This window comes from Serratia surfactantfaciens (genome assembly GCF_001642805.2).
GTDB classification, from domain to species: domain Bacteria; phylum Pseudomonadota; class Gammaproteobacteria; order Enterobacterales; family Enterobacteriaceae; genus Serratia; species Serratia surfactantfaciens.
Map to the genome: position 1 here is coordinate 2741577 of NZ_CP016948.1, position 11755 is coordinate 2753331.

Sequence of the window (11755 nt, forward strand, 5' to 3'; positions counted from 1 at the left end):
ACCTCTGCTCGTTTTCTGCCATGGGTCAGGCCGGAAGTTAACATAAAAAGCGAAACCGACCCACGCACGGATAATTAGCACAAAATAACAAGAACCAACGCCACAAATATCAATTCAAATAACGAACAAAAATACAGTTCTCATTATTTTATCGCAGCAAAGCACAATAAATATCTTGAACCCAAGGCGTATTGGAATACAATAGTTTTTTTCGCATTGGATCAATTATTGTGAGTCAGCAGATAAGACCTTCATCTGATCGCTCGCCCGTGCGCGTAATAGCGATAACCGGCTGTGACGGCTCGGGAAAATCCACATTGGCTGCCCGTTTGGTCGGCGCCTTATCGGCGCAGGAACCGGCAGAACTGCTGTATCTCGGCCAGTCTTCCGGGCGCATCGGCGAATGGATAAGTTCGCTGCCGATTATTGGCACGCCCTTCGGCCGTTATTTGCTGAAGAAATCGCAGCGCGTGCACGATCGCCCTTCTACGCCGCCGGATAATGCCACGGCACTGGTTATTTTTTTACTTTCCTATTGGCGCGTTTATAAATTTCGCCGCATGTTGGCGAAAAGTCGCCGGGGCGCATTGCTGATTACCGATCGTTATCCGCAGGCGGAAGTGGCGGGTTTTCGTTTCGATGGCCCGCAACTGGCGAAAACCGCCGGCGGCAACCGTTGGATCCGCTGGCTGAGAACACGCGAGCAAAACCTGTACCAATGGATGGCGTCTTATCGGCCGTTATTATTAATTCGGCTGGATATTGACGAGCAAACGGCCTATTCACGCAAACCCGATCACTCGCTGGCGGCGTTGCGTGAAAAGATCGCCGTTATCCCACACCTGACGTTTAACGGCGCCAACATACTGGATTTAGACGGCCGCGAGCCGGCCAACCGTATTTTCGACGAGTCGCTGCGCGCCGCTCAAATATCGCTGAGGGCCGCCAATGCCTAGCCGCCAAATAACCTTTTCGTACCGAAACAGATGAATAAAAATAAACTTACCGCCGAGCCGGACGCCTCCGCCACCTGCATTACCGGGCTGATTGCCGTAGTGGGCAGCGACGGCACCGGCAAGTCCACGCTGACCGCCGATCTGGTGAAAAACCTGCAGCGGCATCGCCCCACGGAACGGCGCTACTTGGGGCTCATCTCCGGCGAAGACGGCGACAAAATCAAGAAATTGCCGTTCATCGGCGTATGGCTGGAACGGCGCCTGGCGGCCAAATCCGATAAAACTCAGCGCATGAGCAACAAGCCGCCGGCGCTGTGGGCGGCGCTGATCATGTACGGCTTTTCGCTGTGGCGCGCCGCCAACCTGCGCAAGGTGCGGCGGCTGGCGCAGAGCGGCGTGCTGGTGATCAGCGATCGCTATCCGCAGGCGGAAATATCGGGTTTTTACTACGATGGTCCCGGTATCGGCGTGGAACGCGCAAAAGGCGGTTTATTGAGCCGCCTGGCGGCGCGCGAACGCCGTTTGTATCAGCAGATGGCCGTCTATCGGCCGGAGCTGATCATTCGCCTGGATATCGATGTCGATACGGCGTTTTCCCGCAAGCCCGATCACAGCTATGACGAGCTGAAAGACAAGATTGCCGCCATGGTGCGCCTGCAATATAACGGCGCGCGCATCATCGAGCTGGACGCCCGAGCCCCTTACGACGAGGTATTGAGCAACGCGCTCAACGCCATTTCCGCCGTGGTAAACGCCGCGCAGCGCCCACAGAGCGACATCGGGCAATCCGGCGAGAGCACCGGCAAAGAAACTCAGGTTTATTAAATGCATACAGGGCAAGTGCATGACTGCGGGACACAAGATGCAGAAAAATAACGATAACGGTTGGTTTGAGTCATGAAACGGTGGTTTTCCGATGGCGCGTTTCGCTCCATTTTACGTAACGCCGCCTATTTAGGTTCCGGCAGCGTGGCCAGCGCGCTGCTCGGCCTGCTGGCGCTCTCCTGCGCCGGTAAAGGCATGTCGCCTGAAATGTTCGGCGTGCTGGTGGTGATCCAGGCCTATACCAAAGCGGTCAGCGATTTCATCAAATTCCAGACCTGGCAGTTTGTGGTGCAATTCGGCACCCCGGCGCTGGAGCATCAAAATACCGGCCGCTTCCGCGACGTCGTCGCCTTCTCCTTCGGGCTGGATATCGCCAGCGGCGTCATCGCCGTGCTGGGCGGCATGGTCATGCTGCCGTTCCTGTCTCACGCCCTGGGGCTGGACAGCGAGAGCTTCTGGCTCGCCATGCTGTATTGCACGCTGATCCCGTCGATGACCTCATCCACGCCGACCGGCGTGCTGCGCGCCTTCAACCGTTTCGACCTCATCGCCATCCAGCAGGCGATCAAGCCGTTCCTGCAGGCGGTGGGCAGCGTCATCTCCTACTATTTCGATCTGGGGTTCCCGGGCTTTATCGTCACCTGGTACGCCTCTAACCTGATCGGCGGCACGCTGTTCTGGTGGTTCACCGCGCGCGAACTGCGCCGCCGCGATATCCACGGCGCGCTGCGGCCGCGGCTGTTCGACGTCGCACGCCGCATCGAGGGCGCCTGGAACTTCGTCTGGACCACCAACATCGCCCATACCATCTGGGCCGCACGCAACTCCTGTACCACGGTGCTGGTGGGCGTGGTGCTCGGGCCGGCCGCCGCCGGGCTGTTCAAGATCGCCATGACCTTCTTCGATGCGACGGGTACCCCGGCCAAGCTGCTGGAGAAAAGCTTCTATCCGGAGATCATGCGCCTGGATCCGCGCACCAAGACGCCGTGGCTGCTGGGCCTGCGCTCCTCGCTGCTGGCCGGCGGCATCGGCCTGGCCGTGGCGGTGTTGATGCTGCTGGTGGGCAAGCCGCTTATCTCCGCGGTGTTCGGGCAACAATACCTGGAAGCCTATGACCTGATTCAAATCATGCTGGGCGCGATCATCGTCTCGATGATGGGCTTCCCACAGGAATCCTTACTGTTTATGGCGGGCAAGCAGCGCGCTTTCCTGATCGCGCAGGCGACGGCCTCGGCGGCCTACATTGCGCTGCTGGTGTCGATGGCGTACGCCTTCGGCGTGCAGGGCGCCGCCTTCGCTTATTTACTTGGGCAATGTTTAGACGTTCTGTTATCCCTGATACCGACGATCGGCGCCTACCGCAATCGCTTTATGTTGGGGCTGAATGTGCCCAAAGAGAGTAATCAATGACCGCTAACACGAATTGGAAGAAGTTCTCCACCGAAACCACCCAGGCGCTGTTTGTCGCGGTGGAAGAGGACGATCTGGTCGAGGCGAATATCAGCCTGCCGCAGCAGATTGATTTGCACTGTTCCCCCGAGAGCATCCGGGACAACTACGCGCTGTGCCTGCAGTTTTGGGAAGACGGTTTTTCCCGCCGCGAGCTGCTGCAACTGGTGAACGGTTTCCTGCAAGACCCGCAATTGGCGGCGGCCACCCGCATGCGCTACAAATATATTCGCGCCCGCTATAAGCACCTGCGCTTCGCCCAGCAGCTGTACGGCGCCTCTCATCGCGCCAACCGCCTGTTCCACACCACCACCGTGGTGCTCGGCCATTTTCAGGACGCATTTCGCAACGGCAACCAGAAGAACCTGACGCTGTACGGCAACCTGCTGCGGCTGCTGCTCAGCAAGCCGGTGTGGTCTTACGTGCGCTATGCGCTGCGCCACACCCGGCTGGAAAGCCCGCAAGGCTTTATCACCTACCGCCAGGAACAGATGCGCTCCCTGCAGACGCTGATCGCCAGCCCGGCGCTGACCGGGCATCAGTTCCACGACGTGCGCAAAATCGTCAGCCGGCAGGTGTCGTTTTACGACACGCTGAGATCGATCGATCCCGACAACCGCGAAGCCCGGCAGATCTCGCGCTTCCTGGCGGCGATTAACGGCCTGATGGGCGACCGGCATGACGTGATGGTGGCGGACAAGCTGGCCGGCGGCGATATCTATGACCGGCCGGCGACGCTGGACATCGACATCCGCCAGCGCCTGGAGCTGCTGCTGGCGCGCTTCCCGCTGTCGTTTTCCCAGCCGGCCATCGCGGCGGGCAGATAAGCGCGTTGCTCAGAGCCATGATGACGTTACGCCGCTTGCTGCCCCTCGCCCTGCTGCTGACGCCGCTGGCGGCGCCTGCGCATAACTTCGTGCATGGCAAGCCGGTGGCGCCGATCGCCATCGCCGATCGCGGCGAGCTGCTGCTGCGCGACGGCGATTTCCACTACCGGCCGTGGAACAGCGCCAAACTGGCGGGCAAGGTGCGGGTGATCCAGTACATCGCCGGGCGCACCTCGGCCAAAAAGAAGAACTCGCTGCTGATCAACTCCGTCAAGGAGGCGAACCTGCCGGGCGATCGCTTCCAGCCCACCACCATCGTCAACACCGACGACGCGATACCGGGCTCCGGCTTCTTCGTGCGCGGCAAGATAGAGAAAAACAAGCGGCATTACCCCTGGGCGCAGTTCATCGTCGACAGCGACGGGCTGGGGCGCATGGCCTGGAGGCTGCCGGAGGAGAGCTCCACCATCGTGGTGCTGGACAAGGCCGGGCGCGTGCAGTGGGCGAAGGACGGCGCACTCACGCCGCAGGAAGTTGACCAGGTGATCGCCCTGCTGCGCGCCCTGATCGACCAAGAGACGCCATGACGCGCACGCCGCCGGGAGCCGATAACGCATGTCTTTGATTGAACGCTATATCACGGTTGAGATCCGCCGCCTGGTAATGATGATCGCCGGGTTTCTGATCTTCATGTTCGCCAGCTACTCCGCCCAACGCTACCTGACCGACGCCGCCAACGGCACGCTGGCGCTGCGGGTGGTGGCCGACGTGGTTTTCTATAAATCGTTGATCGCGCTGGAGATGATATTGCCCGTCGCGCTGTATGTTTCGGTGGCGGTGGCGCTGAGCCAGATGTACAGCGATGCGGAGATCACCGCCATGCTGGCCGCCGGCGCCAGCCCGCTGCGGCTGTACAAGGCGGTGCTGATACTGGCCGTGCCGCTGGCGATAGCGGTCACGCTGCTTTCGCTGTATGGCAGACCCTGGGCGTACGCCAATATTTATCAGCTGCAGCAGCAGTCGCAATCGGTGCTGGACGTGAGCCACCTGCAGGCCGACAAATTCAACGTCAGCGGCAACGGCCGCATGATCCTCGCCAATCACGTCGATAAAACGGCCAACCACCTGACGGACGCCCTGATTTACGTACGCGGCGCCCATCACACCAACCTGTACCGCGCGCAGTCGGTGGAGGTGCTCGACGCCTCCCCCGCCAGCCCCGCCGTGCGGCTGAAAACCGGCACCGCCTACGCGCTGGATCGCCAGGGCACCGACGACAACGGGCAGAACTACGACAACTTCGACATCGCGCTCAAACCGTTCGTGCCCAGCGCCGAGTCTCGGCATAAATCGGCCTCGCCGGCGGAACTGGCACGCTCCGCCGATCCGGGTGACGCCGCCGAACTGCAATGGCGCGAAAGCCGCGGGCTGACCACCGTGCTGATGGTGCTGCTGGCGATCCCCTTTAGCCGCATCAAGCCGCGGCAGGGGCGCTACGCCGCGCTGCTGCCCCTGACGATTCTGTTTACCGTGATTTTCTATGGCGGCAACATTTGCCGCACGCTGGTGGCCAACGGTTCTCTGCCGACGATCCCCGGCGTCTGGCTGGTGCCGATAGCGATGGCTGTCGGCATTGCCCTGCTGCTGGCGCGCGACCTATCCCTGCTGCGGAAAACTGCCCGATGACCATTTTTAGCCGCTACCTGATCCGCAACGTGTTCATCGGCTTCGCCGCCGCGGCCGGGCTGCTGATCCCGCTGTTCACCACCTTCACGCTGATCAACGAGCTGGAGGACGTGACCCCGGGCGGCTACCGCTGGCAGCAGGCGCTGCTGGTGACCGTGATGACCCTGCCGCGCAGCCTGGTCGATCTGGGGCCGTTTATCGCGCTGCTCGGCGGCATCGTTGGGCTGGGCCAGCTGTCTAAAACCCTGGAGCTGACGGCGATCCGCTCCGCCGGGATGTCGATATTCCGCATTGCGCTGGTGATGCTCGCCGCCGGGCTGTTGATGAACCTCTCGCTCGGCGCTCTCGATGAATGGGCGGCCTCGCCGCTGCAGCAGCGCGCGCTGCAGATGAAAAACAACGCGCTGGCACAGTCGAACGCTAACGACGTGACCGTGAACCCGCTGTGGGCGCGGCGCGGCAACGAATTTGTGACGGTAAAAACCGTCGATGAGAACGACCAGCCCCACGGCATTGAGATCTTCCGTTATCAGGCCAACCGCGCGCTGGAATCTTACATATACGCCGAAAGCGCCAGCACCTCTGCCGACGGCAGCTGGCTGCTGCACAATGTGATGCAAAAAAGCTGGCAAGGCAGGAAAGAGACGATTGAGCGGCTAAACAGCTTGCCGTGGCGATCGCTGTTCGCCGTGCCGAGCCTGAAAGAGCTGACCCTGCCGGCGGGCAGCTTCTCGCTGCAGCAGCTGGATCGCTATATCGATTACCTGCAGGGCTCGGGGCAGCCCAGCACCGAATACCGCCTGGCGCTGTGGAAAAAAATCGGCCAGCCCCTGCTGGTGCTGGCGATGATTCTGCTGGCCATCCCGTTTACCTTCACCGCCCCGCGCGCCCCCGGCATGGGCAGCCGGTTAGCGCTCGGCGTGATCGTCGGGCTGTTGACCTACATCGCTTACCAGATTGTCCTCAACCTGGGGTTGCTGTTCGCCCTCAATGCGCCTTTCACCGCCCTCGCTCCACCGCTGCTGATTTTGGCGTTGGCGTTGGCGCTGGTTTATCGGTTTGATCGGCGGGGTTAGGAGTGAGAACCGTGGAATGATGGGAAGGGCTGCAGGTGATTTACTCGTCCGCAAGCGGCGTTAACACAGCGCCTGAGTTCACACGCTAGATTTTGGTGGGTGCTGGCGGATATGAGTGACAAGCAGAGTGAACTGCCTCCTATCCGCCACATTGTGAGGCGTATGGGGAATGTAGGCAGAGAATACCTTTCATGGTAGACGCACAGACATTCCTGGCGATTAATCATTATAATTAACAGCCATAATAATACTGTTCGAAAGTTAATTTTGATCACCATCACCATAATTCATATGGATATTTATCCCGTTGAATGCGAGAATTACGCATGAAGAAGCCAATTTATTGCTGTATTTTTTGAAGCAATAATCAATTTCTACAAGTCAGCATTGGAATAGGCTAAGAATTAGGCTTCAGTATCAACTTAATGTTCATACAAAGAAAATTTCAGACTTTGATGCGTATTACTACACAGGGATTACCTTATGTCTCTCCGCTTCAGACAAACCTTTACTCTTTTCCCCGGCGTTCGCCTCAATATTGGTAAGCGTGGAATAAGCGCGAGCATCGGTGTACCTGGCGCAACAGTCAATGTTGGGCAAAAAGGGGTTAGAGCAACCGTAGGACTACCGGGTTCTGGTTTATCTTATACAACACCTACTTTTTCCTACGGAGCCAAGCACTCAGTAACCAATCCACTGAATCCGTCTGCTACAGATACTCATCTTGAAATACCGGAGACAGCGCCAGGTAACGTTCCTTCAAACGCCAAAATTTATATGCCTCAAGCTGGCATGAATGAAATCTCCAGCGCTTCTGTTGAAGTTCTGACCAGCACATCTCTTTTACCTTTACGAGACTTGCTCGCCAAAGCACGTGAACAAAGAGCTGAGGTAAAAGCTGATTTACAAGAGGCAATCGCTGAAGAGTCAAAACAAAAGAGCGAATTGGCTCGGCGTAAATCAAGCCTGTTCCGTTTGTTCTACAAGCGTCGTATTGCAGAGCTTGAGATCAAACTTCCGCAAACCCAAGCAGAAATATCTCGCCTAGTGTCTTGGGAAGACAGTACAAAAATTGCTATCACTTTCGAAAGCAGCGATGCCTCACAGAGAGCTTATGACGCAATGGTTCGTGCATTCGACGTTTTAAAATCGAGCGTCAAGAAATGGGATATTACTGCTGATAAGGCTATAGACCAGTTTGCCGAAAGGACGTTAGCCACACGGTCTGTTAATCGTCATCCGGTTACTTTCGATTTTAGTTCAACTGATCTCATACAGTTTACAGGACGAGCGATGCGGTTTGAAAATGCCAATGGTGACGATATTTTGCTTTACCCTGGTGTTGCAGTCATGCCACGCGCTGATGGGGCATTTGCTCTAATTGACTTACGCGAATTACAAATTAGTGCAGAACCTCGCGGATTCCATGAAGAAGATGGCGTTCCAAGTGATGCCAGTATAGCTGGGCATACATGGGCTAAAACGAACAAAAATGGCTCGCCAGATCGCAGATTCAAAGACAACTATCAAATCCCTATTTGTATTTATGGGAATATGACTTTCCAGTCTCAAACGGGTGTAACTGAAGAATATATGGTCTCGAATGCCGATGCCGCCCAAGCCTTTGCAGAGGCAGTGAAACGCTATCAGCTCTCGCTCACTCAAACTGAGTCGCTAGTTAGAGTCTAACGCTATATTTGGGGGCTCTCCCCCAAAGAGCCTCAATCGCCCCGCCGCTGCTGATCCCGGCGCTGCTTTATCGGTTTGATCGGCGTGGTTAGCGAAAGCGCTGGTTTAGAGGCAATCTTGGCAAGGGAGAGTACCAAGCGGAACAATGCCATCACATACAGTACAGGGGCAAGGTTCCGCTTTACGTGCTAAGCCAATCTGCCTGGCAATGAAGGTAGGTATACCCTCAACCGGCCCCCAGATTGAACCCTATTTACCAGGGTTGATGATGTGCCTGCGCTGCCACTCATCGGCGACATCACCTAACGTCTTTGACATGTCATTGCGTATCCATGCCATAAATTCACGATCGAAGCGAAAATCTTCTCCGCACGCCTCAACCATGAAACGCCGAACGTTTTGCGTATTTTTGTAGCTTTTATCCACGATCGTGGCGCGTGTTAGCAATGCGCTATGCCAATCGATTTTCAATTTACCCACTCCTGTGAAGAGCCTTTCGATAAAGAGCTTCAGCCTGGCCTGACCTATCGCACTTTTGTCACGCCCGTTTCGGCGCAAAGTGGATGTGATGAAAAGCATAGCCCAGATCGCCATTTCCGCGCTGTTATATGTGCGAGCGCATTTTTGCCATCGCCTTCAAACAGGGGCGGAGTGGCAACCGCCCCTGTTCGCGCCGTGGAATTAACGCAATTCCTTGGCTATCGCACTAAACATCAGCGATGCCTCCAGCGGTTGGGCGCTGAAAGAAGGCTCCGCCTGCGGCCAGGTAGACCACTGGACGATCACCAGATTCTCCGCCTGATTGACCATAATCATCTGGCCGAAGATCCCCAGCGCCCACAGGGAATGCTTGAGGGACGCCTGCGGAGTGGGTTCTACGTTAGCCGCATTCGCCGGCACTTCATTGTTCCACCACTGGAAGCCGTAAATGCCGTCAGGATGCGCCGCCGATACCGAGCCCGCCGCCCGTGTCCAGTTGGCCGACTGGGCTACCCAATCTTCCGGCAGGATCTGTTTACCGTTCGGCAACCTCCCGTTATGCAGGATGAATTCGCCGAAGCGCCCCCAGTCTTCCAGCGTGGCGTTAAAGCCGTGCGCACCCACGTCGTGCTGGCCTTTGGCGTAGGCATGCCACACGCCGTCGCTCGCCATGCCGTACGGCTGCCAGATGCTTTGCTCCAGATAGGTCGCCAGCGGCATGCCGGTGGCGCGCTCCAGCACGTCGCCCAGCAGCCATGCGCCGCCGGAGGAGTAAGACCAGTTCTGCCCGGCCGGATGCGCACGCTGCAGACCGGCCACCAGCTTGCGCACGCAGGCGTAGGTGCCGGGTTTGGCTTCACACTCGGTCAACTGCGCGAAGTCTGATTTCGGGTTGGTGTAATCCTCATTCCACGCCACGCCGGAGGTATGAGTGATCAGCTGCCTGAGGGTCACACCGTCCCACGCGGTGCCTTTGAGATCGGGTTCGTATTGCGTGATGAGATCGTCGAGCGAGCGGATCTTGCCCTGTTTAATCGCCACGCCCACCAGCGTGGCGACCACCGATTTGCCCACCGAGCGCGACGTCCACAGCGTGGCGTCGGTATTGCCCTGCCCCAGATATTTCCAGGCAATTTTGCCGTCTTTCAATACCAGCATGCCGCTGACGTTCTGGCGCTGCAGATAATCCTGCAGGTGGTAGGTTTTGCCATTCACCCGATAGCTGGCGTCGGTTAAAGGTTTAGCGGCAGTCGGCAGCGGCGTGGCATTGCCGTGGTGAAACACATCCCCGGCATAGTTGCGGTAGTCATTACGAAAACCGACCACCCGGTCGCTCTGGCTCCAGGTGAGCATCTTGTGCGTGTCCGGCAATTGCGCATCGAAAGGCGCGGGACAGGCGCTGAGTTCGGTGCCCGCACAGGCGGCCAGCGCGGCGGGCGCCAACAGGCCGCTGCAGAGACTGATAACAACGCCCGCCAGCAGGCTGCGGTTAAACACTTTGCTTTTCATATTTTTTCTCGTATAGCTCAGGAAGGCGTTCAGCTTAAAAAAACGCGGCCTATAATAAAAAACGCCTGATGGGGGAAAATCCCCCGAAAAATCGACGGGAGAACCGCGTGCCCAGCCTGATTTATTCCTTTGCCCAACTGGAAGCCTTCACCGCCGTGGCCGAGCACGGCAGCCTGGCGAAAGCCGCGCTCAAGCTCGGCAAAGACCGCACGACGCTGCGCGATTTGATTGATTTTCTCGAGGATGGCTTGGGCTATGCGCTGTTCCTGCGCGAGGGGCGCAGCCTGCACCTGACGCCGGAGGGCGAACAGCTGCAACGCCAGGCGCACCTGCTGATGCGGCAGGTGAAAGCGTTTGAGGCGTTTGCCAAAGACGTGCCGAAGAGCGCGGCGCAGGAAATCTCGCTGGTTTACGATCCCTTTACGCCCCGCGCGTTGCTGCAGGCGCTGATTGCCGCTATGGCCCAACGCAACACGCGCCTGAGCCTGATTAACGCCTCACGCGAAGAAGCAGAAAGCCTGCTGGCAAACGGCCAGGCCGATCTGGGGATCTGCCAGGCGCGCCATCGCAGCGTGGGCGACGCCATGGAGTGGCGCGCCTTAGGGGCGATAGAGATGGATTTCTACGCCGCTAAAATGCTTTTTCCCGGCGCGGAACAACCGCTTTCGCTGCTGGAGCTCTCGCTCGCGCCACAGGTGATCATGCACCCGGATTCTGACGAACCGGTGGCGCGCCGCCTGCAAATTTCAGGGCACACTATCTTCACCAACGAACTGGAGATGCTGCGCGCCCTGCTTGAACAGGGCTGCGGCTGGGGGTTCTTGCCGACGCATATGCATGCGGAACAGTGGAAAAACGTCAGCACGCTGCGCACCGAAGTGGGCAGCCAGGGGATCAGCCAAACCATGGTGACCATCTGGAAGCCGGGCAATGACCGGCGAGCGCTGATTGATGAGACGTTGGCACTGTTGCCGGGGTTGTGGCGAGGAGCTGAGGGGGGTGAAAAGTCGCTGCTAGATTAGCGGTGTTGTTACCGGTAGACGGTCGTAGGGCTCATCGTCCGCGTTACTTTTTCGTTCGTTCTTTGGCGTGGATTGCTGTTTTCCCCAGTGAGACCCTCATCGCCGTCTCTCCAGCGCTGCTGGCGCTAGTTTAGTGCTTTGATAGGCAGCATTTGAGGGGCTGCTTTTAGCAAAAAGCGGACACTAAAGCCGCAATTTGCCGTGAGTGAAGCCCCCTTGACGATAAGTACATTCTT

General features: G+C 57.9%; 11 protein-coding genes. 9 read left to right on the forward strand and 2 right to left on the reverse strand.

Translation table 11 applies throughout. From position 1 onward, the window contains the following. Positions 1-230: 230 nt before the first annotated feature. The 8 genes from ATE40_RS12920 to ATE40_RS12955 all read left to right on the forward strand — a co-directional run bounded on the left by ATE40_RS12920 (position 231) and on the right by ATE40_RS12955 (position 8508). Complete coding sequence (locus ATE40_RS12920) at positions 231-956, forward strand: nucleoside/nucleotide kinase family protein (RefSeq protein WP_063919710.1); 726 nt, start codon at positions 231-233, stop codon at positions 954-956. Between the two features lie 30 nt (positions 957-986). Further along, entirely contained in the window at positions 987-1781 is a 795-nt protein-coding gene (locus ATE40_RS12925; protein WP_063919711.1) for a nucleoside/nucleotide kinase family protein, read from the forward strand. A gap of 72 nt (positions 1782-1853) precedes the next feature. Then, positions 1854-3191: a lipopolysaccharide biosynthesis protein gene (locus ATE40_RS12930; protein WP_063919712.1), complete on the forward strand. Its 1338-nt coding sequence runs from the start codon at positions 1854-1856 to the stop codon at positions 3189-3191. Beyond that, on the forward strand, positions 3188-4057 hold the full coding sequence (locus ATE40_RS12935) for a hypothetical protein (RefSeq protein ID WP_063919713.1): 870 nt from the start codon (positions 3188-3190) through the stop codon (positions 4055-4057). The genes ATE40_RS12930 and ATE40_RS12935 overlap by 4 nt, the downstream gene beginning before the upstream one ends. A 20-nt stretch (positions 4058-4077) precedes the next feature. Beyond that, the gene (locus tag ATE40_RS12940) at positions 4078-4644 is read left to right on the forward strand and encodes a YtfJ family protein (RefSeq protein WP_063919966.1); all 567 of its coding nucleotides are present in this window, start codon (positions 4078-4080) and stop codon (positions 4642-4644) included. Between the two features lie 28 nt (positions 4645-4672). Further along, positions 4673-5743, forward strand: a complete 1071-nt coding sequence (lptF, locus tag ATE40_RS12945; protein WP_063919714.1) for an LPS export ABC transporter permease LptF — start codon at positions 4673-4675, stop codon at positions 5741-5743. Then, a complete protein-coding gene (gene lptG, locus ATE40_RS12950; RefSeq protein ID WP_063919715.1) occupies positions 5740-6819 on the forward strand; it encodes an LPS export ABC transporter permease LptG in 1080 nt (359 codons plus the stop codon). The genes lptF and lptG overlap by 4 nt, the downstream gene beginning before the upstream one ends. 483 nt (positions 6820-7302) lie before the next feature. Further along, positions 7303-8508, forward strand: a complete 1206-nt coding sequence (locus ATE40_RS12955; RefSeq protein WP_025160194.1) for a DUF4236 domain-containing protein — start codon at positions 7303-7305, stop codon at positions 8506-8508. Between the two features lie 249 nt (positions 8509-8757). Here ATE40_RS12955 and ATE40_RS25045 read toward each other — a convergent pair whose 3' ends face one another. Both ATE40_RS25045 and ATE40_RS12965 read right to left on the reverse strand, forming a co-directional pair. Beyond that, positions 8758-8979 (reverse strand): DUF6434 domain-containing protein, encoded by a 222-nt coding sequence (locus ATE40_RS25045; RefSeq protein WP_063919967.1) that lies wholly within the window; start codon positions 8977-8979, stop codon positions 8758-8760. A gap of 210 nt (positions 8980-9189) precedes the next feature. After that, positions 9190-10497, reverse strand: coding sequence for a serine hydrolase domain-containing protein (locus tag ATE40_RS12965; protein WP_063919716.1), 1308 nt, complete (start codon positions 10495-10497; stop codon positions 9190-9192). 107 nt (positions 10498-10604) lie between these two features. Here ATE40_RS12965 and ATE40_RS12970 point away from each other — a divergent pair, with 107 nt between their 5' ends. Further along, on the forward strand, positions 10605-11519 hold the full coding sequence (locus ATE40_RS12970) for a LysR family transcriptional regulator (RefSeq protein ID WP_063919717.1): 915 nt from the start codon (positions 10605-10607) through the stop codon (positions 11517-11519). Positions 11520-11755 lie beyond the last annotated feature (236 nt).